Annotated in this window: 24 protein-coding genes and 1 pseudogene; 11 read left to right on the forward strand and 14 right to left on the reverse strand. The window is 38.3% G+C overall.

Annotation, left to right across the window (positions count from 1 at the left end):
* The first annotated feature begins 39 nt into the window (after positions 1–39).
* Positions 40–435 (forward strand): hypothetical protein, encoded by a 396-nt coding sequence (locus tag K2N75_RS01335; protein WP_297680420.1) that lies wholly within the window; start codon positions 40–42, stop codon positions 433–435.
* Positions 436–678: 243 nt separating this feature from the next.
* Complete coding sequence (gene metK / locus K2N75_RS01340; protein WP_297680418.1) at positions 679–1,839, forward strand: methionine adenosyltransferase; 1,161 nt, start codon at positions 679–681, stop codon at positions 1,837–1,839.
* 136 nt (positions 1,840–1,975) lie between these two features.
* Here metK and K2N75_RS01345 read toward each other — a convergent pair whose 3' ends face one another.
* On the reverse strand, positions 1,976–2,113 hold the full coding sequence (locus K2N75_RS01345; RefSeq protein WP_297680416.1) for a hypothetical protein: 138 nt from the start codon (positions 2,111–2,113) through the stop codon (positions 1,976–1,978).
* 8 nt (positions 2,114–2,121) lie between these two features.
* Complete coding sequence (gene ileS / locus K2N75_RS01350) at positions 2,122–4,935, reverse strand: isoleucine--tRNA ligase (RefSeq protein WP_297680414.1); 2,814 nt, start codon at positions 4,933–4,935, stop codon at positions 2,122–2,124.
* Positions 4,936–5,101: 166 nt separating this feature from the next.
* Between ileS and K2N75_RS01355 the strand changes: the two genes are divergently transcribed.
* The 3 genes from K2N75_RS01355 to K2N75_RS01365 all read left to right on the forward strand — a co-directional run bounded on the left by K2N75_RS01355 (position 5,102) and on the right by K2N75_RS01365 (position 8,681).
* Complete coding sequence (locus K2N75_RS01355) at positions 5,102–7,084, forward strand: hypothetical protein (protein WP_297680411.1); 1,983 nt, start codon at positions 5,102–5,104, stop codon at positions 7,082–7,084.
* A gap of 113 nt (positions 7,085–7,197) precedes the next feature.
* Positions 7,198–8,433, forward strand: a complete 1,236-nt coding sequence (locus K2N75_RS01360; protein ID WP_297680409.1) for a malic enzyme-like NAD(P)-binding protein — start codon at positions 7,198–7,200, stop codon at positions 8,431–8,433.
* A gap of 35 nt (positions 8,434–8,468) precedes the next feature.
* A complete protein-coding gene (locus K2N75_RS01365) occupies positions 8,469–8,681 on the forward strand; it encodes a hypothetical protein (protein ID WP_297680408.1) in 213 nt (70 codons plus the stop codon).
* 47 nt (positions 8,682–8,728) lie between these two features.
* On the opposite strand, the gene K2N75_RS01370 is transcribed toward K2N75_RS01365, so the two are convergent.
* The 6 genes from K2N75_RS01370 to K2N75_RS01395 form a co-directional block, all read right to left on the reverse strand.
* Positions 8,729–10,486, reverse strand: a complete 1,758-nt coding sequence (locus K2N75_RS01370; RefSeq protein ID WP_297680406.1) for a penicillin-binding protein 2 — start codon at positions 10,484–10,486, stop codon at positions 8,729–8,731.
* Positions 10,487–10,498: 12 nt separating this feature from the next.
* Entirely contained in the window at positions 10,499–10,816 is a 318-nt protein-coding gene (fliE, locus tag K2N75_RS01375; RefSeq protein WP_115552135.1) for a flagellar hook-basal body complex protein FliE, read from the reverse strand.
* A gap of 10 nt (positions 10,817–10,826) precedes the next feature.
* On the reverse strand, positions 10,827–11,327 hold the full coding sequence (gene flgC / locus K2N75_RS01380; protein WP_297680403.1) for a flagellar basal body rod protein FlgC: 501 nt from the start codon (positions 11,325–11,327) through the stop codon (positions 10,827–10,829).
* A 10-nt stretch (positions 11,328–11,337) separates the two neighbouring features.
* Positions 11,338–11,772, reverse strand: coding sequence for a flagellar basal body rod protein FlgB (gene flgB / locus K2N75_RS01385; protein ID WP_297680401.1), 435 nt, complete (start codon positions 11,770–11,772; stop codon positions 11,338–11,340).
* Between the two features lie 189 nt (positions 11,773–11,961).
* Positions 11,962–13,053: an NAD(P)-dependent alcohol dehydrogenase gene (locus tag K2N75_RS01390; protein ID WP_297680399.1), complete on the reverse strand. Its 1,092-nt coding sequence runs from the start codon at positions 13,051–13,053 to the stop codon at positions 11,962–11,964.
* A 268-nt stretch (positions 13,054–13,321) separates the two neighbouring features.
* Positions 13,322–14,512 (reverse strand): aspartate aminotransferase family protein, encoded by a 1,191-nt coding sequence (locus K2N75_RS01395; protein WP_297680397.1) that lies wholly within the window; start codon positions 14,510–14,512, stop codon positions 13,322–13,324.
* A 199-nt stretch (positions 14,513–14,711) separates the two neighbouring features.
* Here K2N75_RS01395 and K2N75_RS01400 point away from each other — a divergent pair, with 199 nt between their 5' ends.
* Complete coding sequence (locus tag K2N75_RS01400; RefSeq protein ID WP_297680395.1) at positions 14,712–17,387, forward strand: phosphoenolpyruvate carboxylase; 2,676 nt, start codon at positions 14,712–14,714, stop codon at positions 17,385–17,387.
* A 217-nt stretch (positions 17,388–17,604) separates the two neighbouring features.
* Here the strand turns inward: K2N75_RS01400 and K2N75_RS01405 are convergent, their stop codons facing one another.
* From K2N75_RS01405 to K2N75_RS01420, 5 genes and pseudogenes are all read right to left on the reverse strand, one after another.
* Positions 17,605–17,883 carry a type I restriction enzyme endonuclease domain-containing protein gene (locus K2N75_RS01405; protein ID WP_297680393.1) on the reverse strand — a complete coding sequence of 93 codons (279 nt, stop codon included), beginning with the start codon at positions 17,881–17,883 and terminating at the stop codon, positions 17,605–17,607.
* Complete coding sequence (locus K2N75_RS09180) at positions 17,823–17,951, reverse strand: hypothetical protein (RefSeq protein ID WP_363318417.1); 129 nt, start codon at positions 17,949–17,951, stop codon at positions 17,823–17,825. Before K2N75_RS09180 ends, K2N75_RS01405 begins: the two co-directional genes overlap by 61 nt.
* A gap of 55 nt (positions 17,952–18,006) precedes the next feature.
* Positions 18,007–18,273 (reverse strand): annotated as a pseudogene (locus K2N75_RS01410) (type I restriction-modification system subunit M N-terminal domain-containing protein); the annotation flags it as partial.
* Positions 18,274–18,308: 35 nt separating this feature from the next.
* Positions 18,309–18,761, reverse strand: a complete 453-nt coding sequence (locus tag K2N75_RS01415) for a hypothetical protein (protein WP_297680391.1) — start codon at positions 18,759–18,761, stop codon at positions 18,309–18,311.
* A 32-nt stretch (positions 18,762–18,793) separates the two neighbouring features.
* On the reverse strand, positions 18,794–18,919 hold the full coding sequence (locus K2N75_RS01420; protein WP_297680389.1) for a hypothetical protein: 126 nt from the start codon (positions 18,917–18,919) through the stop codon (positions 18,794–18,796).
* Positions 18,920–19,057: 138 nt separating this feature from the next.
* Here K2N75_RS01420 and K2N75_RS01425 point away from each other — a divergent pair, with 138 nt between their 5' ends.
* Entirely contained in the window at positions 19,058–19,399 is a 342-nt protein-coding gene (locus tag K2N75_RS01425; RefSeq protein WP_297680387.1) for a helix-turn-helix domain-containing protein, read from the forward strand.
* Positions 19,400–19,414: 15 nt separating this feature from the next.
* Here the strand turns inward: K2N75_RS01425 and K2N75_RS01430 are convergent, their stop codons facing one another.
* Positions 19,415–20,326 (reverse strand): aldo/keto reductase, encoded by a 912-nt coding sequence (locus K2N75_RS01430; protein ID WP_297680385.1) that lies wholly within the window; start codon positions 20,324–20,326, stop codon positions 19,415–19,417.
* Between the two features lie 264 nt (positions 20,327–20,590).
* On the opposite strand from K2N75_RS01430, the gene K2N75_RS01435 reads away from it, so the two are divergent.
* The 4 genes from K2N75_RS01435 (at position 20,591) to K2N75_RS01450 (ending at position 24,167) form a co-directional block, all read left to right on the forward strand.
* Positions 20,591–21,070: a cyclophilin-like fold protein gene (locus K2N75_RS01435; protein ID WP_297680383.1), complete on the forward strand. Its 480-nt coding sequence runs from the start codon at positions 20,591–20,593 to the stop codon at positions 21,068–21,070.
* Between the two features lie 183 nt (positions 21,071–21,253).
* Positions 21,254–21,898 carry an SDR family oxidoreductase gene (locus tag K2N75_RS01440; RefSeq protein ID WP_297680381.1) on the forward strand — a complete coding sequence of 215 codons (645 nt, stop codon included), beginning with the start codon at positions 21,254–21,256 and terminating at the stop codon, positions 21,896–21,898.
* 246 nt (positions 21,899–22,144) lie between these two features.
* On the forward strand, positions 22,145–23,305 hold the full coding sequence (locus K2N75_RS01445; protein ID WP_297680379.1) for a site-specific DNA-methyltransferase: 1,161 nt from the start codon (positions 22,145–22,147) through the stop codon (positions 23,303–23,305).
* Positions 23,295–24,167, forward strand: a complete 873-nt coding sequence (locus K2N75_RS01450) for a CfrBI family restriction endonuclease (RefSeq protein WP_034364674.1) — start codon at positions 23,295–23,297, stop codon at positions 24,165–24,167. Before K2N75_RS01445 ends, K2N75_RS01450 begins: the two co-directional genes overlap by 11 nt.
* The last annotated feature ends 91 nt before the right edge of the window (positions 24,168–24,258 follow it).

A 24,258-nucleotide genomic window follows, 5' to 3' on the forward strand; every position in this document is an offset into this window, starting at 1 on the left:
GGCATAATATGAGCTTTATTTATAGAAAAAGGATTTCAAATGAAATGCAAAAAATTAATGTTGTGTTTAGGCTTATGCTCTTTACTTATTGCGGGTTGCACTTATAAAGCAGGTAACGAGATTCTATCCAAAAAAACACAAGGGGATTTCAAAAAAGAGTTGATTAAGGGTAAAACAACCAAAGCACAAGTGATACAAATGTACGGAAAGCCATCGGGAACACAAATAGAGGAGAATGGCACAGAGACATTTTTGTATAGTTATATAGAGGGAGACCACGATGCAACGAATCATATTCCTTTGGTTGGGAGTTTGCTTGCTAAAGATGAGGCAAGAAGCTATAATTTGTGGATTTATTTCACAAAAAAAGATGTGGTTAAATCCTACACACTTTTGAATAACTCATCACAAAAGCAAGGTGTGAAGCTACAATAGATTATGCATCAATTAAATCACCCACTTTATTTATGGATTGCTTCACTTCGTTAGCAATGACGCAATAGCTAATTTTTTGTTATTGCGAGACTTCGTAAGAAGTCGTGGCAATCCATATTCCAAACCGCTTTTAAGATTCCATTGTAAAAATACATTGATAATTTTCGCTTAAATCTCATAGGATTCAAAACTTTAAGTTTTCTTATGATAGAATCCCAAAAATTTAAAATACAAGGTGAATTTATGCAAAAAGAGTTTCTTTTCACTTCCGAATCTGTAACTGAAGGACACCCAGATAAAATGGCTGACCAAATCAGCGACGCAATTTTGGATTATATTATAGAGCGAGATACAAAAGCGAGAGTAGCTTGCGAAACCTTGCTTTCCAATGGTTATTGCGTGATTGCAGGAGAATTAAAAACAACCGCTTATGCACCAATGCAAGATATTGCTAGACGCGTGGTGCGAGAGATTGGTTATATTGACGCAAGATATGGGTTTGATTATCATAGCGCAGGTGTGCTAAATGGAGTAGGCGAGCAAAGTCCAGACATTAATCAAGGTGTAGATAGAGAGGACGGCGAGATTGGCGCGGGCGACCAAGGGTTAATGTTTGGTTATGCGTGCAAGGAAACTGATGTGTTAATGCCACTACCGATTCATTTGTCCCATAGAATCACAGAGGGCTTGGCGAGAGCTAGGAAAGATGGCACCTTGCCTTTTTTGCGTCCCGATGGTAAATCCCAAGTAACGATTAAATATGCAAATGGCGTGCCTGTGGGAATTGATACGATTGTCGTTTCTACGCAACATAGTCCAGAAACTCCACAAAATACCTTAAGAAGCGCGGTGATTGAAGAGGTGGTAAAAAAGGTTTTACCAAAAGAGTTTGCAAACGATAATATTCGTTATTTTGTGAATCCTACGGGTAAATTTGTCATCGGCGGACCGCAAGGCGATGCAGGGCTAACAGGGCGCAAAATCATCGTGGATACTTATGGTGGAAGTTGTCCGCATGGGGGAGGTGCATTTAGCGGAAAAGACCCAAGCAAAGTGGATAGAAGCGGGGCTTATGCAATGCGTTATGTCGCTAAGAATCTTGTAGCAAGCGGAATCTGTGATAGGGCTACGATTCAAATTGCGTATGCCATTGGAGTGGTTGAACCCGTATCCATTCTTGTCAATACGCACGGAACAGGAAAAGTAGAGGATTCTAAAATTGAGGAATGTGTTAAACAAGTGTTTCGCCTGACTCCACGCGGAATTATAGAATCCCTAGATTTGCTGCGTCCGATTTATCAAAAAACTGCAAGCTATGGACATTTTGGGCGCGAGTTGCCTGAATTTACTTGGGAAAAAACAGATAAAGTAGAAGCTATCAAGGATTATTTTAATCTTAAATAGTCTTTGGGGCTTTCCTTGCAAGTTGCTTTGTTGCTTCGCTTTTGCAAGGGCGTAGCAATTTGCTTGAGCCTTTGCAATTTGTAGCTAGCGTTTTTAATCTGCCAACCTATTTTTGATATTTCTGTGTGTAGAATATTCATTTATTTATTCTTTTTTCTTTAATGTGTTTTACCGCAACAAACCCAAGCCACATCATAAAGCACACAACAAAAATACTTACCCAAGTCTCATCAAGCCCCACAGGCTGTGTCAAATCAAAAAACCCTTCAAACATTTTTGCTCCTAAGATTCCATTTTAGAATCTGCTAAAACTCCAGCACAACGCACACAAGGCGCATCTGCCTCTTGTGCGATGAATTGCCAACAACGCGGACATTTGTATCCTTTGGCTTTGCAAATGTGATAAGTCTCTCCCTCAAAGGTAAAACTCGCCAATAGATTGGAAGCCGTTTTGCTACATTCTACCGCGCTTACCATAAGCCAAAGATTCAATTCCTCAAACTCTGCAATTTTAGCAGAAGTGATGAAATCCACTTCTAATGTGGATTTGATTTTGGATTCCTTTTTGAGGCTGTCGATTTGCTCCAAGAAACAAGAGCGCAAAGCCAAGAGTTTTTCAAAATCTATTTTTGGTTTTTCAAAGCAAGGGAGCGGCTGATAAAGAACTTCAAGCACGGCGATATTCGGGTTTTGAATCTCCTTTGTGATTCCACAACTTTCAAGCAATGCCTTGCTTGCCGTATGGTTTAAAGCCTCGTTAATCGTGTAGGTAAGAATCGGAGCAAGAAGCCCAAACAATCTGCCGCAAATAAGAGCCATTACACTTTGTGCGGCTTTGCGTTCTTTGGAATCTGGAGCGTTGCAATAAAGATTGTCTTTGCAAAGGTCAAGATAGATTCCGCTAAGCTCCGCGTTTAAAAAGTAGTTGAGTTCCTGCAAACCTTTGGAAAATTCATATTCATTAAAAAGCGCATTAACTTCTTTAAAGCAATTTTGTGCTTTTTCTAATATCCACAAATCAATTTGGCTAAAATGCTGCGTCTCTAAACTTTCTAATGTTCCTATATTGGCGAGTAAAAAGCGAATCGTATTGCGGATTTTGCGGTAATTTTCACTTACTTGTTTTAGGATATTGTTAGAGATTCTTTGGTCGTTTTGATAATCACTCTGCGCAACCCAAAGTCGCAGAATTTCCGCCCCAAATTCCTTTAACACATCTTTTGGCGCAATCACATTGCCTTTAGATTTGCTCATTTTCTCACCATTTTCGTCCATTGTAAAGCCGTGCGTTAGGATACTTTTGTAAGGTGCGCATTGATGGATTGCACAGCTAATGAGCAAAGAGCTATGAAACCAGCCTCTGTGTTGGTCGCTTCCCTCTAAATACATACTAGCAGGATTTCCTCCGCTAGCATATTTACCGCTCTCTAGCACCGCTTTCCAAGTACTTCCACTATCAAACCACACATCTAAAATGTGATGTATTTTTTCTAAATGTTCCGCTTTATCTTTGTGTTGAGGTGGGAGGAGTTCCTCTATGCTTTTGCTCCACCAAGCATCACAACCCTCTTTGGCAAAAATTTCTGCAACAAAATCTAAAATCTCTGAATCCAATAAAACCTTACCGCTTTGCTTGTCTTTAAAAAAGGCAATCGGCACGCCCCAATCTCTTTGCCTTGAAATACACCAATCGGGGCGATTCTCTATCATAGAGTAGATTCTGTGCATTCCGTGTTCAGGATAGAATCGCGTTTTTTTGATTTGCTTTAAAGCAACTTGACGCAAAGTCTCTCCACTGCTTGTATAGGGTTCGTCCATTAGGATAAACCATTGTGCAGTTGCGCGAAAAATCACCGGTTGGTGCGAACGCCAACAATGCGGATAGGAATGCTTGATTTTGCTATGACGCAACAAATGCTCTCCCAATAGTTCCAAGATTCTTGGGTGCGTATCAAAGATAAATTTCCCGACAAATTCATCGGGATTAAAGAATAATTTTTCCCTTATCAGCGTCTCATCAAAGCAGCCTCTATCATCTACGGGCATTAACATCGGTAAATTGTATTTTAATCCCACGAAGTAATCGTCCTCTCCGTGTCCAGGTGCAGTATGCACGCAACCGCTTCCCTCGCTACTTGCGACATGCTCTCCTAAGATGATTTTAGAATCCCTGCCATTTAGCGGATTGGTTGCGTGTTTGTTTTCTAAGATTTGGGCGTGGAATGTCTTTAGAATCTTGTTTTCTACTATGCCAAGTTCTGCCAATTTTTCTACTTGAGAGGCTAGAACGATTTTATTATCCTGTGTTAATGCGTAGAGTTCTTCGGGATTAAGAGCGATTCCACTATTTGCAGGAAGAGTCCAAGGAGTCGTTGTCCAAATGACACAAGAGGCTTTGTGGATTCCTAATTCTTGCGCACTTAATGCTTGGAGTGCATCTTCTTGCAAGGGAAAAGCGACAAAGATAGAGTCGCTCTCTTTTTCCTCGTATTCTACTTCAGCTTCTGCTAGGGCAGTTTGGCAAGCCCAACTCCAATAAACAGGCTTACTGCGCTCTTTGAGTAAGCCTTTTTTGGCAACTCCGCAAAGTGCTTTGTAGATTTCTGCTTCAAAAGCAAAGTCCATTGTTTTATAAGGATTCTCAAAATCCCCAAAGATTCCGAGTTCCAAAAATTCATTTTTTTGGATTTGGACAAATTCTTCTGCGTGTTTGCGGCAAAGTTCGCGGATTTTGATTTTGGGTAAGGAATCCTTTTTTTCTTTTCCGAGCTTTTTCTCTACTTGTTGTTCAATAGGCAATCCGTGGCAATCCCAGCCTGGTGTATAAAATACTTTTTCACCTTGAAAATAATGCTGTTTTACAATCGTATCTTTAAGGATTTTGTTTAGCGCGTGCCCGATATGAATATGCCCATTTGCATAAGGTGGTCCATCGTGTAGATTAAAAGTAACGCTCGCATTTTGGCGGTTTTGTTCCATTGTCGGATAAATGCGGCTACTTTTCCATAGTTGATAGGTCTTTGGTTCGTTTTGCGGGAGATTTCCGCGCATAGGAAAGGTTGTTGTGGGTAGTGCTAGTGTATCTTTGTAATCCATAAATTCCCTTTTGTTAGACAAATAAAGCTTAGATTCTACCTTGATTTCTTTTAAAAGTGCCTAATTTTTAAGTCTTTTTAACGAATTTTTGATTACACTTGAAGCTATGAAAGAACAAAAGTATCCACTAACAAAAAAAATTATCCTAGCTTTTGCAGGTATCTTAATGATACTTTTTGGTTTTTTTGCTTTTATTTTTTCGTCTTTTGGTAATGCGTATGTCGGAAATCTTTTGCTTTTGAAATTAGAATCTTATACGCATTTTAAATGGCAAGCAAGACACTTTAAAATCACTCCCTCTCATCTTTCTTTGGAAGCTGTGGCGCATAATGGGCAGTTAGAACTCTTTTTGGAGAGTGATTATTCTTTGTTTTTACAGAATCTCAAAGGCAAGTTTTTGTTAAACTCTCAAGGCTTTAGCACAAAAATTGCAGACAAAACTCTGCAATTTGCCGAGAATACTTGGATAGAGGGCGAATTTAGCGGCGAATTTGCGCATTATATTTTGCAAGCACAAAGCAATCTTTTGGATTCGCAAAGCGATTTAAGTGTTTATGGTTCTTATTTGGATTTTAAGAGCCTTAACCTACACGCAAAAAATGCGAGATTAGCAGCACTCTTTGTCTTATTTGATGAAGCACCTTATGGAGATGGAATCTTAAACTTTGATTTGAAATTAGAGAAAGCCCAAGAGGATTTGCAAGGCGATTCTCTTTCCTTTTGGCAAACCCTCTTTGAATCAGAAAATACGCATCTCTACAATGGAATCTTGAATATGAGTTTGGACGGTGGAGAGCTAGCTGAAGAGGAATTTTTGTCGCATTTTAATCTCGCGATTCCGCCAACCTATTTTATGGGAGAATTGCAAGGTGAGATTCATCACAATACTTTCCAATCCTCTTTGAAAGTCTATTCTAGCGTTGGGGATTTTGCGCTCAAAGGTGCAAGTAATCTGATGACTTTAGCCACCAATACAGAATTTCATTGTAATTTTCAAAATCTCTCCCCCCTTTCGCCTTTTTTTGGGATTCCGCTTAATGGGGCTTTGGAGGCAAAAGGAATCGCGAAGGGCGATATGAAAAATATGCTGATTAATGGAACGATGCGTTTGGAAAATTCCCCTTTGGATTTCCGTTTAAATTTGCAGAATTTGCGCGCTAATACCTTAAAGCTTACAAGTCAAAACTTAGAGGCAAGTGCTCTTTTTACGCTTTTTAATCAACCTGCTTTTTTGCAAGGAACACTTAATCTTGATTTGGATTTACGCGATTTTGCAAGCGGAATCTCTGGTGTTGTTTTAATGCAAAGTCAGGATCTGTTTGTGAATAGCCCGCTTATAGAAATGCGCACACATATTGGATTTCCTGCTATGGCGTTTCAACTAGATTCCAAAATGGAGCTAGCGCAAGGACAAGGAATCTTAAACTACACTTTTCATTCTAATCTTGCAGATTTTCAAGGGCAAGGGGGCAAAATTTCTTTGCAACCCTTTGCATTTGAGATTCCACAAGAAATCACCTTAAGAAAACTTCAAAACTTCTCCTATCGGAATAAAAGCCTTTTTAATGGCATACTTAATGCACAAGGGCTAGCGACTAATGAGTCTTTGAATCTCAAAGGAGAGATAAAAGAGGACAACAATGCAAAATTATCTAGTTCGCACGCGTTGAGTTTGAGCATAAGCAAAATAGCTTCCAATCTGTATCTTAATCAGTTGAGTAGCGCGCAAATTTATACAATATTTCCAAAGATTCCTCGTTATTTTGAAGGAGTGGCAAATCTCAATGTCAAAGAATATTTCGCGGAAAATATATGTCATTTTAACTTTGATATTACAAATGTAAGATTCCGTAATACTGCACTTTTACGTTCTTTAAATCAAGCAATGGGGCAGAATCTAAGCCAAGTGGATTTTAATGGCTTCCTCTATCATCAGCTTGTGATGGACAATCAACTACACAGCACGATTTCTCTCCAATCAAAAGCAGATTCCAAAAAATCAAAAGTGCAGAATCTCCAAATCCAATCTTCCAAAATTGTTACGAATCTAAACAATTTTACTTTGGAGGGAAATTTGCTTCTTAAGCACTCTAAAAGCACTAAAGAGTATAGATTGTTCGGAAATATTCATCAACCAAAAATTCATTAAGTAGATGGAAAGGCTAAAATTTAATGTTTATTTAAGCAAATTTAAATGAGATTTTATTTTTATTCCGCTTAAATTCTGACTGAATTTTTAATTTTTTAAGGTGTTTATCAATAATGGAAGATTTAAAACAAACCTATCCAGACGCACTTCCTTATCATAAAGGAGGTAAAATTGAAGTGGTTGCACGCACGCAATTAAATAATGAGCACGATTTATCTATCGCTTATTCTCCGGGTGTTGCTGTTCCATGCAAAGAGATTCAGCGCGACCCACATACCGCATATGAATACACAGCTAAAGGGAATCTTGTTGCTGTTATTTCTAATGGCACAGCCGTTCTAGGGCTTGGAAATATTGGCGCACTTGCGGGAAAACCTGTAATGGAGGGGAAATCGGCATTATTTAGAAAGTTTGCTGATATTAGCGCATTTGATATTGAAGTCGATGAAACAAATCCAGATAAGTTTATTGAGATTGTGCGTGCAATCGCGCCGACTTTTGGCGGAATCAACCTAGAAGATATTAAAGCACCTGAATGTTTTTATATAGAATCGCAACTCAAAGAGGTTCTTGATATTCCTATTATGCACGATGACCAGCACGGAACAGCAATTATTTCAACGGCGGGAATCATCAATGGATTGAAAATCACAAATAAAAAGGCAGAGGATTTAAAAATTGTCGTTTTTGGCGCGGGTGGTGCGGCGATTGCGTGTGCAAAAATGGCACAGAGTCTAGGAGCAAAAGAAATCATTATGTTTGATAGCAAAGGCGCAATCACGACTTTTAGAAAAGATTTGAATGGATTTAAAAAAGACTTTGCAATTTCTCGCCAAATCAATTCTTACAAGGAAGCTTTGGACAGCGCAGATGTTTTACTTGGGCTTTCTCGTGGGGATATTTTGACTGCCAAAGATATTGAGGGAATGAATCCAAATCCTATGATTTTCGCAATGAGCAACCCGATTCCAGAGATTGACCCAAAGGTTGTGTATGAGACAAGACCCGACGCGATTATCGCGACAGGCAGAAGCGACTATCCTAATCAAATCAATAATGTATTGGGATTCCCTTATATTTTCAAAGGCGCATTAAAAGCGCGCGCAAGATGTATCAATGAGGAAATGAAGTTTGCTTGTGCGTATGCACTTGCTGCGCTTGCAGAAAAGCCGATTCCTGATGATTTGAGGGCGGAGTTAGAGAAAATTCACGGAAGAAAGTTTGAGTTTGGCAAAGATTATATCATTCCTAGCCCTTTTGATACGCGTTTAAAAGACTTCATTTCTGATGCGGTTGCACAAGCGGCGATTGATAGCGGAGTTGCACGCATCAAAAGTTTGGAATCTTAATTTTAGCCTTAAAAAGAATCGTTGGGGGAATTTCAATGGAAGAATTTGCTTACAAGTTGGTAATGTTTGGTTTTAGCGCACTTTGCGAGGATTTGGAGGAAGTGAAACGTCGCTTGAGCCTCTATCCTGCGGAGCGATACGAACTTGAAAATGGTGATGAATGTTTTTTGATTGATTTAAAAACGCGCGATTCTTATTCTATTGTGCTTGAGAATGAGAGATTTGTGATAAAAGACTTAGAATCGTAAGATAAGCAAATTTGAGCAATTCCCAAATCGCAAAGAATAAATAAATCTTAAGGTTTCAGATAGTTTTCTTTAACTAGCAAATTTACAACTTCCTTAAAAAGTGGTACGGCAGTGCGTGTGGCAAAATATGCTTCTGTTTCATTGGGTTCAAACACGCTAATACCAATCGTAAATTCACTTCCTTTTTCATCATTTGCAAAGCCAAAAAATGAACTATTGTATTTGCGCACATATTTTCCACCCTGTGCGATGTGTGCAGTGCCTGTTTTACCACCGATTGTAATGCCTTTCACTTGTGCAGTTTTGCCTGTTCCCTCATTGACGACTTTAATAAGAGTGTCTTTGACTTGTTTGGCGGTTTTGTCGCTTAGGATTCTAATAGGGGTTTGATGTTTGAGCTTATAGCGGATAGATTTGGAATCTTGGATATATTCCACCAAATAAGGATTATAAGAGATTCCATAATTTGTGATGATATTGTAAGCTTTAAGCATTTGGATAAAGGTTGTGCGCAATCCATAGCCATAAGAAGCGGTGGCACGATAAACTTCACTTTGGAATCGCTTAATATCTGGAATTACACCCACGCGCTCGTAAGGCAAATCAATTCCGCTTGGATTCCCAAATCCAAAAGCCTGCAAGGCGGCATTGTATTCTGGTGGGCTAAGTCTTTGGGCTATTTTTGCCATACCGATATTACTAGAATAGAGCAAAACCTCTTCGGCTGTTGCAGACTTCAGTCTGTGGGTGTCTGTAATATAAAAATTATGCAATCTAAAGCGTCCATTTTCCAAATCAATGGTTTCCTTAGGAGTAATAAGGTTTTTGTCTAGCAGAATCGCATAAATAATGGGTTTGATAATGCTTCCGGGTTCATAGGAATATTCAATCGCATTCGCATTGAGTTTAGAATAATCGTTTTTGGTGATAAGATTTGGATTGAATCGTGCGCTACTTGCAAGACTTAGGATTTTGCCACTTTTGCTTTCTATAATGCCAATTAGAATCTCTTTTGCTCCAAGTTGTACTGCATTTTCATCTGCAAGTCGTTCAATTTTTTTTTGCAACTTTAAAGGAATAGAGGTAATAACATCGTAGCCGTCTATCCTTTCTTTGAAAGTGGAATGTTTGTTTAAAATCACATTAAAGCCAATATCGCGTTGCCCAATCATCAGCAAATCACTCATCGGTTCTAACTCATTATCAAAGCTTTTTTCAATACCTTTCACGCCCTGCACACGTGTAATATTTGTCTCATTTTGTTTGTTGGTATAGCCTAGAATTGGCTCCATTGTATCTTGATAGAGATAATCCCTAGATTCCCCGCTTTCTACCACGGATAAACCATATTTGAAAATATGCCCATTTTCGTCTTCATAGCTCTGAAAAACATCTAATTGGTTCAGCTTTAAGTTGAGTTGTTTAAGGTGGCTTGCAGTTTTGGAATCAATGGCATACGAAAGTGTTACATTGCCTTTTTGCTCTAGTTTGGAAAGAATTTGATTCTTTGGAATCTTGCTATAAATGCTAAAAAGATTGACAAATAATTCTTTTTTTTGCGGATTAATGTTGTAAGTATTGACGACTGCTTTATAGACTTTCTTGCTGGAGGCAAGCAAAAATCCATCACTACTATAAATATTTCCTCTGATTGCGCTTTCAATGCGTTTGGCTTGGAAGTTTGGAAGTTTGCGAGAGGTGAAATTGTGGTAAAAGATTGTCCCTAAAAAAATGCAGAATCCTATTCCTATTGTAAGGAATAGAAGTAGAATCTTGCCTGCCTTTTTGGATTGCGCGTCATTCATTTTGGGCAGAGGTTAAATTTGTGTTCTGATGAGTTCTTTATAGGCACTAATGGCTTTATTGCGCACCTCTAGCATTAATTTCATACTATTTTCGGCTTTTCCGATTGCAATGGCAGCTTGGTGAATGTCTTTGATTTGTCCTGTTGCCATATCTGCCATTACTTGCTCATTTGTTTTTTGATAGGCATTGACTTCATCTACCGCTTCTTTTAGCATATTGCCAAAGCTCTTAGAGGGTGGATTCAAATCGTGATTTGGTGCAAGATTTGGAACATCTTGGAGTTTAGAGTTTAACTTTTCTAAATCCACCCCGTATTTGTTAATTTCCATTTATAATCCTTTATGCTTGGAACATTGAAATTGCTGTGGTTGCCATATTTTTAGCACTTTGAAATACAGCAACATTTGCTTGATAAGCTTTAGTCGCTTCAATTAAATCTGCCATTTCTACGACTGCATTGATATTAGGATATGCAACATAACCTTCAGAGTTTGCGTCTGGGTGATTAGGCTCGTATTTCATTTTTGGCTGTGTATCATCACGGACAATTTTATCAACATAAACACTCATTAGCGTGGGTTTTGGCTTCCTTTGCTCATCAAATTCGTCCATTTCATCTAATGGATCTTCATATTTTAGCAAATTATTGCTGTTTTCATACTTTTGATTCAAAACTTTATCAAAATCAAAAGCTTTTAATATAAGCTCTCTTCGTCTATAAGGTCCACCCTCATCGGTGCGTGTGGTATTTGCGTTGGCAATGTTGCTAGAAATTAAATTGACTCTTTGACGCTGTGCTGATAACCCATAACCGCTAATATCAAAACTAGATAAAAACATTTAAGTCCCCTTATATATTTCGTGAAGATTCTATTGCATAGGTGAAGATTCCACCTTGTTTGCGTAGTGCGCCAATAATTGCTTGATACATAATATCGTTTTTGCCCATTTCACTTGTTTCAATATCCAAATCCACACTATTGCCATCATTTCGGGATAAATGCCCATCACGATAAAACATTGTAGGACGTTTTAGGCTCATATCTTCAATAGGAAGCAAATGATTTTTGTTTGTAATGGCTACATTAAGTTCCAATTTGCGGTTACGATTAAAAATCTCGTCCGCTTTTTGTGCCATCATTTGTTCAAAATTCACATCTTTTGGGCGATACATTGGAGTAGAGACATTGGCAATATTGCTAGCAATCATATCCCTGCGCACAGCCCTATGGTCAAGAGCTTCTTGCGCGAGCGCACGTGCTGGGCTATAACTGAAAATACTCATAGCAACTCCTTGAATATTGAATTTGTTAAAGACTAAGCAACTTTTGTTCCAAAATGATGATAAGTAACTTTATATGCCAATTTTATTTGCTAGAAATCATTGCCAAGCAGGCTTAAACTTGCTTGGCAATGAGGAGTTACGAAAATATGGAATCCCCACTGAAAATTTGGTAGCAGTGATTCTAAAGGTTTATTCTTTTAGGCTTTTCATATCAATCACATAGCGGAATTTTGCCTTGCCACTTGTAAGATTCTCGTATGCTTCATTGATTTGCTCCACAGAGATGATTTCTGTTTCAGGATAGATTTTGTATTTGAGTGAAAAATCAAGCATTTCTTGTGTCTCTTTCATTCCGCCAATCAGCGAACCATAGACTTTTTTGCCTGCCGCAAACACAAGTCGCGTTAAGTCAATTTTGAGATTCTCATTTGCAGGTGGTAAGCCGACAATCGCCATTTCTCCGCCAAATTTGAGCAACTCGGCATACGCGTTGATGTCATAGGCGGTTGGAATCGTAGAAATGATGAAATCAAATCGTTCCTTTACGCCCTTTGTATCAGTATAAAGTGCCTTTGCTCCAAGCTCTAGTGCCTCTTTTTCTTTGTTTTTATTGCGTGCAAACACGCTCACTTCCGCACCCATTTTGAGCGCGTATTTTAAAGCCATCACGCCTAGCCCACCAAATCCAGCCACCGCGACTTTATCGCCCGCCTTGACATTGCTAAATTTAATCGGCGAATAAGTCGTGATTCCAGCACAAAGCAAAGGAGCAACTTTTTCAAGCGGCGCATCTTGTGGGACATTGACTGCAAATTTCTCACTCACCACGATATTATTAGAATATCCGCCATAAGTAGGTTCGTTATCGTGGAAGCAATCGTGGCAATCATAGGTAAAAATAGTTTTGCCATTTTCGCAAAACTGCTCTTGGCTTCTTTTGCACGCCTCACATTCACCGCAAGAATTAACCATACAGCCTACCCCTGCGTAATCGCCAACTTTGAATTTGCTCACTTTAGAGCCGACCGCTACGACTTTGCCCGCGATTTCGTGTCCGGGCACCATTGGGAAAATTCCCTTATGCCATTCCTCGCGTGCGCTATGAATATCACTATGGCAGATTCCAGCAAATAGAATCTCAATTAGAATGTCGTTTTCGCCAAGTGCGTGGCGCGAAAAGCTAAAGGGCTTAAATGTGTCGCTTTTGTGCGCTACCGCATAACCTTTGGCTGTGATTCTTTGTCCCGTGCTTGCTTGCGTCAAATTGTCTTTTAATAGCATTATTTTCTCCTTGTATTTTTTTTAAAGTCAAGTTCTAAAACTTAATATGGAATTATAAGATATAAGACTTAGTATCTGTCAAGGATTGGCAAGGATTTTATGAAATTTTGCTTCATCTTTGTGAGGAATAAACAATAGGAGAGGACGAGGAGAGAATCGCCAGGTAAAAAAATCACTGCACACAAAAGAAAGCGGCAAGGGCAAGAAAAGAATCGCAAAGAAAAATCACAAGAGCGCAGTGGAATCCTTGCGATTCCACAAATCCAGCTTATAAATGCGCAAGACAGGATTCTATGCGCAAAAATCCCTCGTCTATTTCTTCGCGTGTAATCGTAAGGCTTGGCAAGAATCGGGCGGTGTTTTTACCGCTTTTAAGCACTAAAACTCCCGCTTCAAAAGCAGCATTTAAGAATTTTGTCAAAGTTTCCAAATCTCTTACTCTAAGTCCGCGCATAAGCCCTAAGCCCACTTCTTGCGTGAAAATTTCTGTATAATGTTTTTGCAAATCTTGGAGTTTTTGCGTAAAGTATGCAATCGTTTTGTCTAATTCCCCACTTTGTTTGTGTTCATACAGAATCTCTAACACCTCCAATGCTGCGCTTGTAGATAAAAAATTCCCGCCAAAAGTGCTTCCGTGGTCGCTTGGTGCAAAAATATCTTTAAGGCTTGTCATTACCGCACCAATAGGCACACCGCCCGCTAATCCTTTGGCAGTCGTAATTACATCAGGCGTGATTCCATAGACTTGTGAAGCAAAGAGTTCGCCGCTGCGGTAAATGCCTGTTTGCACCTCATCTACCATTAAGAGCACATTTTTTTCTTTTAAAATCTTGGCGAGCTTTTGCACTTCTGCCTTGTCAAAAGGCGTGATTCCACCCTCACCCTGCACGAGTTCTAAAAGTACAGCGCAAGTTACATTGCTGATTTTGTTTGGGACATCATCTAAGTCTTTAGCATACACGAATCCATCGGGAAAAGGTCCAAAATATTGGTGCATTTTGCTCTGCGCGGTTGCCTTTAAGGTACTAATCGTGCGCCCGTGGAAAGAGGAATCTAAAGTGATGATTTGATACCTTTTTAATTCTCCATTTTCTTCACCAAATTTTCTTGCAATCTTGAGTGCGCCCTCATTTGCTTCTGCGCCAGAATTTGCAAAAAATACGCGCATATCATAACCGCTTAGCTCTACAAGCTTCTTAGCAAGGTGCGCTTGGGGTTCAATCAAATAAAGATTGGAAGTGTGGATTAGGTTTTTTGCTTGTTTGTAGATTGCTTCTGCCAAACGCACATTGCCGTGTCCTACGCTACACACTGCGATTCCGGAACCAAAGTCAATATATTCTTTGCCTTTGGAATCATAGAGTTTCGCCCCGCTACCTTTTACAAAATGCACATTATTGCGCGCATAAGTATGCAAGACAAAGTCTAAATCCATTTGTATTAAATCTTGTTGTTCCATCGTTAGCCTTAAATTTTGTAAATTTTGAGAATTTTAAAATAATAAAACTTAAAAAGCTTGCAAAGCAATCCATAATCCTCATTCTTTAATGATGAATCGTAAATCCTCTAAAAAATAAGCAAAATAAACACAAGTTAATTCTTAAAACGCGTTATAATTCCATAGACTTAAAGTCGCGACAAATGCACAAGGAATCTAAATGGAAAAAACAAAAGAAATAGAATTTGCTTTTTTAATCTTGAGCGAGTTATTAGATGAGGTTGCGCCAAATATTAAGCCTACTTTTATCGCACTAAAAGACAATCCAAGCCTTTTATTTAAAGCAGAATCCAATTTACTGCAAGAGCTTAGTTCGCAGGAAATTTCTAATCTCATCAAAGCCTTTACGCTTTATCATTTGCTTTTAAACATTATTGACGAACGTTATCAGTTGAGCTTGCGACAAAGTAGGGGGCAAATCCTTGCTGCTGTTGAGGAATTAAGAGCGCAAAAATACGATGCGGAGGATATTAAGGAAGTTTTTAAAAAGATTCAGTTTTATCCTGTTTTTACCGCACACCCCACAGAATCTCTGCGCAGAACATTTTTAGAAAGCTACCACGAAATGTATGATGATTTGCGTGCGTGGTTTGAGTTTGGGCAGACAGACGCAAAAGAGCATTTAAAATATCGCCTCAATCTGCTTTGGCATAGCCATATCGTGCGGAGCGAGAAAATAGAAGTCTTATTTGAGCTAGACAATCTACTTTATTTTATGGAAAGCTCCATTTTGCAAAGTGGCGCGCGTGTTTTGCAAGAAATACAAGACGCACTAAAAATACTTGGAGAGAATGCGAAAGATTCTATGCTTAAAAAATCTCCCCTTTTGCTTGGAAGTTGGATTGGCGGGGATAGAGATGGGAATCCTTATGTAACAAATCGCGTGATGATTGAAGTGATGAAGCGCCAGCATCAAACAATGATTCATCAATACTTAAAATGGATAGATAGACTAAGAAGAGAACTTTCTATTGCGCACGAATATGTTAATCCTAGCAATACACTATTGGAAAGTTTAGAGCAAGAAAAAGAGCATTTAGACGAGACAACAAAAAAGCTTTTTTCACAAGAGCCATTCCGCGCGAAACTCGTTTGTATGCATCAAAAACTTCAAAACAGAATCCTTATGCTCAACCTCCCTCAAAGTGCCTTAAAGGAAAACAAACTCTATATTTATGAAAACTCCAAAGAGTTTATCAAAGATATTGAAATGATGATAGAATCGCTAGATGAGCGCAGCAGCACTTATCTCAAAGAGCTAAGAAATCTTGTTTTGCTTGCGGGATTCCATTTAATGCGGCTAGATTTTCGCCAACACCGTGAGGTGTTTTGGCTTGCTCTCGCAGAGATTTTCGCGACTTTAGGTTATGTGCAAGGGGATTTGTTGCTTTTGCCAACAAGTGAGCAGACAAAGGTTTTAAACGCAGCTCTTAGCGCGCCTTTGGTAGATTTGAATCAATTTTATGGAAAATTTAGCGAGCAAACACAAGAAACTTTGCTTAGTTTTATAAATTTTAAATGGGCAAAGGATAGAATCAGCGACAACATTATGGATTCTTGTATCGTTTCAATGTGCCAAAGCGCGAACGATTTGCTCTGTGTGCTGTGGTTTGCCAAACAAAGCGGATTGTGGTGCAAGGGTAAAAAGACGCGTATTTCTATTTCGCCTTTGTTTGAAACGATTGAGGATTTGGAATCTGCACCTAAGATTTTGCGCGAACTTTGTGCAAATCCGCACTATGCCGAGTATTTGCAATCCCGTAAGAATCGTCAGGAGATTATGATTGGCTATTCGGATTCTAGTAAAGATGGTGGAATCTTTGCAAGTAATTATTCCTTGCGCAAGGCGATTTCTAATCTCATCGTGCTAGAGGAGGAATTGAATGTAAAATTCCGACTTTTTCACGGGCGTGGAGGAAGTGTAAGTCGTGGAGGAGGTGCGCTAGAGGACGCTTTGTTGTCCTCATTACCCAATAGTGTGGCGGGATTTTTAAAAACAACCGAGCAGGGCGAGGTAATTAGCTACAAATATCTTAATCCCAAAAAGGCAGAATCTAGCTTTTCAAGTGCATTGGCAACTTTGCTAAAAAAATCAGTTTATGATAGATTTGGGACAAATTGCAATGCGAGTGATTCTGAATTTGATACTATGTTGCAAACCATTAGCACAGAATCTTATAAGGCTTACAGGAAGCTTGTATATGAGACAGAGGGGTTTATTGAGTATTTCAAGTCGGCAACACCGATTGACTTTATTGCGCAGTTGAATATCGGTTCGCGTCCTTCCAAGCGGAAAGAGACACAAAATGTGGAGGATTTGCGTGCGATTCCTTGGGTTTTTGCTTGGACACAGAATCGCGCAATTATTCCTGCGTGGTATGGTTTAGGAAGTGGATTGGAAGAGGCATTTAAAAAATATGGACAAAAGGAAATCTTTAGGAGTTGTTATAGGGAAAATTTGTTTTTTAAAACCACGATTGACAATATTTCTCAAGCCTTTTTAAAAGTGGATTTGGAGATTGCAAAGCATTATAATGCTTTCGTGGAAGATGTGGAATTGCGTCAAAAAATCTGGCAAATGATAGAGAGCGAATATCATCGCACATTAGATTGGTTGCTTTATGTCCGCAAGGAGGAATCTCTGCTTGCGAGTGAGAAGTTGATTCAAGAATCTATTTTGTTACGCAAGCCTTTTTTGACAAGCCTCAGTTTCTTTCAGTTGCATTTGATGAAAGCCTATAAAAATGCACATTATGACGAGCAAAGAGAGCGGATTGCTAAACAGATTGTAACGACGATTGTCGGAATCGCACAGGGTATGAGAAATACAGGGTGAAAGGATTGTTGGCAGTGCAATAGATTTATAGGATTTGTAAGGGCTGGAATGGTAGAATTTGGCATATCAAAAAATGAGGCACGATGACGCTGCAGATAAACTTTGCAAAGTTTCAAAATGCAGAATCTAAGCTATTTATCAAATGGGCTGGACAAAGGGCATTAACAGATTCTATTAAAGCTTTTATGCAAAGAAATTTTGCCTTTGCCTGCAAACCTCACACAAGCTTATTCGCCACAAGTTCGGCTTGTTCTATGACTCTATCCACCGCGATTTTTTGCATATCTGGCGGATAGCCATATTCTTTAAGCACTCTTTTAACCGCTACTCTTAGTTTTGCTCGCACATATTCTTTGTGCTGCCAATCTAAGCTAACATTTTGCCTTAGAGTTTGAAAAATCGCTATGGCAAGTTCTTTTAGCTCCCTCTTACTCATCACTTCTTTTGCACTAAAAACACTATTATGAGACTTTTGCCGCTTCCTTGCGTGTGCCAAAGCACCCCGCTTTTGTCTCCATTCATTGCGTTTCTAGCGGGATACCTTGTGTAAGATAGACGTGGCATTTAGCGTTAGTTTCTAAAAGTTCCCTATTTTCAAAGGCTTTAAGCTTTGGTTTTCTTACCCTATGGTTTGCATTGCAGCGTCTAAAAGGCTACCAATATTGCTTTGTTTGGCGTTTTCCATAATGTAACCCCACCGCGCCTTTGGGGGCACAAAAAACGCATTGTGTGCGAGGTATTCGTCTTTGTCCTCTGTGTCTCCGCCATCATTTTGCACTCTTTCAAAAATAGCTTGGAAGCTATCGGAGATGTATTTTAAGAAAACTAAGCCCAAAACGATATGCTTATACTCGGCGGCGTCAATGTTTTTGTGGAGTTTGTCGGCGGATTTAAAAGTGTTTGCGCTAAGGTTTTGTGCCCTTAAGGATTCATCTTTTTATCTTGCCTTACAAGAATCTGCACCGCACTAAGGACGAGCAAAGCCGCCATTGTGAGATTTGCGATTTTATAATGTTTTACCAAAAAGGCTTTAAGCGCAATGCCCGCTACTATCCACAAAAGAATCCCCAAAAAGCCAATGAGAATAGAATAAGCGATAAAAGCACTTGTGTAAAATAGGCTATGATAATAAGGCAAAACAAACGAAAGGTGTATCGTAATGCCATAAAGGATAATTTTCACATTGACAAACTGCAAGAAAAAAGCATTGAAAAATCCTAAATTTTCATTCTCGCTTTCTAATCCTTGAGGCTTGGATTTGGCGACTTTGCAGGCGAGATAGAGCACATATCCCGCGCCCAAAACTTTTAAGATTCCTAGAGTATTTGGCAAAAGCTCGGCGAGTAAATGTGCGCCATAGCCGCATAGAATCATTATGGACGCAAACCCAGCATAAATACCTAAAATTAGCCTTTTGCTTTGGGTATGTCATAATTTACCACGCTATTTAGAGCAAGAATATTGTTCGGACCCGGTGTAGTCGCTGTGATAACCGTATAAAGAGTAAGAGAAATAAAAGTGTCAAGCCCCATAGCTACTCCATTTTTGAGCTTTGTCTAAAGCGGTATTTTATCAAAAAAACAATTTCAAGGGGGCAAAGGGTAAATTAGCAATGAAAGGATTTTATGCTATGATTATTTTTGTGAAATTTAGAATCCAAAAGATAAAAAATGCAAGAAAATACCCCTTATCATTCCCCGTGTCCTGTGGAAACAGCGCTCAATCTAATTGGCAACAAATGGAAAATTTTGATTATCCGCGATTTGCTTAGGGGCAAAATGCGATTTGGTGAGCTGAAAAAGTCTATTAGCGCAACGAAAAACCAAAGTATCTCGCAAAAGGTGCTAACGCAGAATCTCCGCGAGCTAGAAAGCGCAAAACTCATTACGCGCAAGGTGTATGCCGAAGTTCCACCCAAAGTAGAATATAGTCTTACAAAACTTGGGCAAAGCCTGCAATCTGTGATTGAAAGCCTTGAGAAATGGGGAGAATGCTACAAGAGTATTTCTTGATTAAATTGCCCATAGTTAATAATTTGTCCAAGAAAATGCGCTTTTGTTTGTATCTAAGGCTATAAGAGCTTGTTTGTCTTGCGCACTAAGAGTGAAATCAAAAATATTTCTGTTTTCTTGCATACGATTCTTTTTAGAAGTTTTAGGAATGACGCTAATGCCTTGTTCAACAAGGAATCGTAAGAGGATTTGTGCGGGTGTTTTGTCGTAGTTTCGCGCAATGTTTTGAAGTGTCGGATTCTCCAAAATTGAGCCTTTGCCCGCAATAAATGGAGACCAACTCTGCAAAAGCGTGCCATACTTTAGCATTGCCTCTCGCAAGGGTTTTTGTTGCATAAACAGATGTGTTTCGCATTGATTGATAGCGGGGACAATCTCACAGAATCGCACGAAATCCTTATAGGCTTTTGCGCCAAAGTTTGAGATTCCAATCGCCCTTAATATTCCTTGTTTATAGAACGATTCCATTGCTTGATACATTTCTTTGGAATGAGCGTAAGGCTCGTGAATCAGCAGGCAGTCAATATAATCCAACCCCAAAGTTTTGAGAGATTTTTCAATGGAATCTTTTGTCAAATCTTCATTCCTTGCACTCAAAAGTTTTGTTTGCACGAAAAATTCTTCGCGTTTGATTCCGCTTGAACGAATCGCCGCTCCCAATTCGGCTTCATTGCCATACATTTGCGCGCTATCAAAAAGCCGATAACCCACTTCAATAGCTTCGCTCATAGCTTTTTGTCCGCTTGCCCCTGTGAGTTGGTATGTCCCAAGCCCTAAAATGGGCATTTGGATTCCATTGTTTAAAGTCAGAAATTGCATTTTTTCTCCTTGTTGTGCATCCTTTGCAAGCAAATCATTTGCTCCTCCAAGTGCGAAAAAGCCCGTAATTTTTGCGGTGGTTTTAAGGAAATCTCTGCGATTTTGCATCTTTACTCCTTAGAATTTCAAATGCGCAATTATAAATCCTAATACCTACTCCTTGTCAAGTTTTTGTAATAATATAATGCTTGATATTGGGGAATTGTAGAGAATAACACTAGAAAAATAAATAAAGTTTTAAGATTTGTAAGCACAAATTGCGTCGCACAAGTAGATTTTAGAATCTTTGGAATCATTATATTGCTAAACCTATTGACAAACACCAACTATTAGGCTTTATAATGATGGAATTTCCTACATAAAAGGAGCAATATGTATCCAAAGATTTTTTGGCTAATGCTAGGCGTGTTTATATTCGGTGTTTTAGGGGTGGCAGACGCAAGAGGCGAGATGAGAAAGGATTTAGCAGAGGGAGGGTTAATGCAAATACAAATGCACTTTGGGGATAAAAGCTTTGTTTTGAGTCTAGAAAACAATACAGCAGCAAGGGATTTTTATGCGCTTTTGCCTTTACGCCTAAGCTTTAGCGATTATGTAGGCAAAGAAAAGATTGGTAGGCTTGATAAAAGCCTAAGCATTCAAGAGGACGGAGAATATGACCCGCAAAGCGGCGATTTTTTCTATTTCGCCCCTTGGGGTAATGTCGGAATCTTTTATGCAAAGCAGCCCCCATACAAGGGCTTGGTTAAGTTAGGCGCAGTGAAGGATTCAAAGGAATCTTTTATCACGCACCTAAAAGCCCAGAAGCAAGATTTTATCCTCACGATAGAAAAATATCCAAACAAGGAGTAAAGATAAATTGGTAGCTTTTTATAGGTGTTTTTGGGGTAAAGATTAGATACCAAAAAGAATCCCATATCGTGTAGAAAATGCCTGAATTTGCTAGATTGATGTTCGGAGCGATTGAGCTTTAAGTTTTGTCAAAGAGGCTTAAGAATAGAATTTTGCGAGAGCTAAAATTACAAAAGGGAAAAAATGAAAAAGAATATCGTTGTTGTAGGTGCAGGGAGAGGCTTAGGTATTTCTGTTGCAAAACACTTTGGCAAGAGTGATTTTAGGGTTATTCTCATTGCAAGAAATGTTGGGAATCTAAACGTGTATAAAGAAGAGCTTGAAAAAGAGGGCATTGAGACTTTTATCTATTCTGCAGATTGTGAAAAACCGCAAACTTTGGAATCTGCTTTTAAGGAAATCCAAGCTACCTTTGGCGTGGTAGATGTTCTTGTGTATAATGCAAGAGTGCGTGAGGACGGGTTTGCAACGGCGTTTAGCAATGATGACTTCATCAAGCATTATCAAACCGATGTCGCAAGTGCTTTGTGTTGTGTTAAGCTTGTAATGCAAAAACAAGCGGAGCAAAGAAGCGGTGTGATTCTATTATCGGGCGGTATTTTTGGGGATAATCCTAGCAAAGAACACGCGGGAATCTCAATAAGCAAAGCCGCGCTCAAGGCACTTGGCAAGACATTGCACGATGAATTAAAAGAAAAAGGCATTTTTGTGGGGCTTATCACCATAGCAGGACACATTCAGCCAAACACACAACACGCCCCTGAATTGATTGCAGAGAAATATTGGGAAGCCTACCAAAAGCAAGATAAATACGAGGTTGTGTATTAAACTGCAAATTTTAAGGAGGGATAATACAGGAAAATAAACAGCAGAAAATATCCTAGCAAGAAGTAAAAATAAATTGCGCGAGTTTAAAGCCGCGCAAATGGCACGAAAATATCCCAAATATTGTATAATGCGCACAAAATTCGCTTTAAGGGTTTTTTATGTTCTCCCTCGCAAACCGCAGAAATAAAAGATTAAGAGTTTGTAAGGGCTGGAATAGTAGAATTTCAATAAAATGCAGGGGAAAATATGACAATTACGCAAAGTTTTTTTGCTACACCAACCATAGAATATATTAAGAAGCTAGGGTTAGATAAATCAGACTCTAATTTTACTATTCTTTTGGATATGTTTATGCAAGAAAATTTAAGTGTTGATATAAGGAGAGAGATAGTATCTTCTATTGGCAGACAAAAAGACAATGATAAAATCTATGAGTTTTTGTCTAAAGAAGCCTTTAATAATCATTATATGGAAGTAATTTATCAAATGTTTCGCACTTGCCTTTATAAAGCAAAACAAGATGTAAAATTTGCCATTTTAAGAGATAAAATGTTAGCACATTATCAAAATGAAGTAATGCAGAAAATGTTTGAATATTACGAATTTAGACAAAATAAAAAGCAAGTTAAAACTAGGCAGAGACAGATTCTAAAACCCTCTTTGCTTATAGGCGATAATAGTATCTCACTTAACAAAATACAAGAACAGCAAATCCAGCTCGTTTTTACTTCTCCTCCATATTATAACGCAAGGCTTTATAACGATTATAAAAGTTATCAAAACTACCTAGATTCTATGAATAATACCCTAAAACAATGTTATAGAATCTTAGAAAATGGCAGATTTATCCTTATTAATGTTTCGCCTGTAATTACTAAAAGAGCGGGGAGAGAATTTGAATCTATTCGCTATCCAATTCATTTTGATTTTCATAAAATCTTATGCGAAAGTGGATTCTATTTTGTAGATGAGATTATTTGGATAAAGCCAGAATACTCTGTGCCAAATCGTATAGCAGGATATTTGCAGACAAAAAAACCTTTAAGTTATAAACCAAACTGCATTACTGAAAGCATTATGGTTTATCGTAAAAATTCCCCCTTTTTGCTTGATAAAAATATTAAAGCTTATGATAAAAATTTAAAAAATAATGAAGAGGTGGATTCTACAAATTGTTGGTATATCGCACCAAAATCTGATAGAAATCACCCTGCAGTTTTCCCAGAAGAGCTTTGCGCAAAAGTTTTAAAATATTATTCTTTTGAAGGTGATGTTGTATGCGACCCTTTTGCGGGAAGTGGGACTTTTGGTAAGGTGGCAAAAGAAATGGGTAGAATCCCACTTTTGTGTGAGCAGAATTTAGAATATGCACAAAAATTAAAACAAAGAGGATTTGATGAGATTTGATAGCATAATCATCAGTAAAACCATAGAAAAACTTTTGAAAGGGGAGGATTATAGAGAGGAAATTGTTAATGCTATCAATTTAGAATTTTTAGATTTTGCTTTAGAGTTTTTTAAACAAATTTTAGAAGCAAAGATGAGTGATACAAGTATCAATTTAGAATGGTATAAGCAATATTTCATCAATAATGCAAATATTGAACCAAGTGAAGCAGCAATATTTGCGGGTATGAATAAAAAAACTATCAGCAATATTTATGGTAGTGCTACTAAGGAAATTGTATTAAATGTAGCAAACGCTAATATTGATTATTTAGAAGATTTATTAAGCTCATTAGGTGATAGCAGTGAAAATATAGGTATTAATCTTAAAATTTCTTACAAAGGGATTTCAGTAGAATTAAATTTAAATGAAAGTTTGTTGGTTATTAATGCTTTAGCCACCAAGAAAATTGCTTTGCGTGGTGGAGCTTGGAGTAGCATAGGTAAGAGAGTAGAAAAACCTTTAGTGTTGGCTTTGTGTGAAAAATGCAGAGTTAGAAAGGATTGTATCAATAGTGAAATTTTTAAGAAAAATGGCGAACTTGATTTTGATAGGGAAGTGGATTTTAAACTTTATAATTTTAACAAGAGCAAAGAATACAGAGTTGAAGTAAAATTGATGGGTAAAGGCAATCCAGAATCTGCAGATGCTGTAATTGCAAGAGATACTAATATATTCATAGCAGATACTCTAAGTTTGCAGAATAAAAATCAATTGAAGTCTTTAGGAATTGAATATTTAGAGCTTAAGAATAATAAAAACTGCTTAAATGATTTTAGAAAAATTTTATATAAGCTAGAGATACCTTATTGCTCTAGATAATTTATTTTTATTGTGGGCTGAAATGGAAAGCGTTTCAAGGCATTTGGGGAATCTTTTACTTAGTTTAGATTCTAACCTGCAAACGCAAAGT

It is taken from the genome of Helicobacter sp. (assembly GCF_029067145.1).
In the GTDB taxonomy this organism is placed as follows: Bacteria; Campylobacterota; Campylobacteria; order Campylobacterales; family Helicobacteraceae; genus Helicobacter_D.

Excerpts from the sequence above, each read along its gene's own strand:
- K2N75_RS01365 (WP_297680408.1), top strand. The coding sequence starts at position 8,469 with ATGGAAGAATTTGCTTACAAGTTGGTAATGTTTGGTTTTAGCGCACTT.
- flgC (WP_297680403.1), bottom strand. The coding sequence starts at position 11,327 with ATGTTTTTATCTAGTTTTGATATTAGCGGTTATGGGTTATCAGCACAG.
- flgB (WP_297680401.1), bottom strand. The coding sequence starts at position 11,772 with ATGAGTATTTTCAGTTATAGCCCAGCACGTGCGCTCGCGCAAGAAGCT.
- ileS (WP_297680414.1), bottom strand. The coding sequence starts at position 4,935 with ATGGATTACAAAGATACACTAGCACTACCCACAACAACCTTTCCTATG.
- K2N75_RS01360 (WP_297680409.1), top strand. The coding sequence starts at position 7,198 with ATGGAAGATTTAAAACAAACCTATCCAGACGCACTTCCTTATCATAAA.
- K2N75_RS09180 (WP_363318417.1), bottom strand. The coding sequence starts at position 17,951 with ATGCCACGTCTATCTTACACAAGGTATCCCGCTAGAAACGCAATGAAT.
- K2N75_RS01450 (WP_034364674.1), top strand. The coding sequence starts at position 23,295 with ATGAGATTTGATAGCATAATCATCAGTAAAACCATAGAAAAACTTTTG.
- K2N75_RS01395 (WP_297680397.1), bottom strand. The coding sequence starts at position 14,512 with ATGGAACAACAAGATTTAATACAAATGGATTTAGACTTTGTCTTGCAT.
- metK (WP_297680418.1), top strand. The coding sequence starts at position 679 with ATGCAAAAAGAGTTTCTTTTCACTTCCGAATCTGTAACTGAAGGACAC.
- K2N75_RS01440 (WP_297680381.1), top strand. The coding sequence starts at position 21,254 with ATGAAAAAGAATATCGTTGTTGTAGGTGCAGGGAGAGGCTTAGGTATT.
- K2N75_RS01345 (WP_297680416.1), bottom strand. The coding sequence starts at position 2,113 with ATGTTTGAAGGGTTTTTTGATTTGACACAGCCTGTGGGGCTTGATGAG.
- K2N75_RS01445 (WP_297680379.1), top strand. The coding sequence starts at position 22,145 with ATGACAATTACGCAAAGTTTTTTTGCTACACCAACCATAGAATATATT.
- K2N75_RS01355 (WP_297680411.1), top strand. The coding sequence starts at position 5,102 with ATGATACTTTTTGGTTTTTTTGCTTTTATTTTTTCGTCTTTTGGTAAT.
- K2N75_RS01420 (WP_297680389.1), bottom strand. The coding sequence starts at position 18,919 with ATGGGGCTTGACACTTTTATTTCTCTTACTCTTTATACGGTTATCACA.
- K2N75_RS01335 (WP_297680420.1), top strand. The coding sequence starts at position 40 with ATGAAATGCAAAAAATTAATGTTGTGTTTAGGCTTATGCTCTTTACTT.
- K2N75_RS01430 (WP_297680385.1), bottom strand. The coding sequence starts at position 20,326 with ATGCAAAATCGCAGAGATTTCCTTAAAACCACCGCAAAAATTACGGGC.
- K2N75_RS01390 (WP_297680399.1), bottom strand. The coding sequence starts at position 13,053 with ATGCTATTAAAAGACAATTTGACGCAAGCAAGCACGGGACAAAGAATC.
- fliE (WP_115552135.1), bottom strand. The coding sequence starts at position 10,816 with ATGGAAATTAACAAATACGGGGTGGATTTAGAAAAGTTAAACTCTAAA.
- K2N75_RS01435 (WP_297680383.1), top strand. The coding sequence starts at position 20,591 with ATGTATCCAAAGATTTTTTGGCTAATGCTAGGCGTGTTTATATTCGGT.
- K2N75_RS01415 (WP_297680391.1), bottom strand. The coding sequence starts at position 18,761 with ATGATTCTATGCGGCTATGGCGCACATTTACTCGCCGAGCTTTTGCCA.
- K2N75_RS01370 (WP_297680406.1), bottom strand. The coding sequence starts at position 10,486 with ATGAATGACGCGCAATCCAAAAAGGCAGGCAAGATTCTACTTCTATTC.
- K2N75_RS01425 (WP_297680387.1), top strand. The coding sequence starts at position 19,058 with ATGCAAGAAAATACCCCTTATCATTCCCCGTGTCCTGTGGAAACAGCG.
- K2N75_RS01400 (WP_297680395.1), top strand. The coding sequence starts at position 14,712 with ATGGAAAAAACAAAAGAAATAGAATTTGCTTTTTTAATCTTGAGCGAG.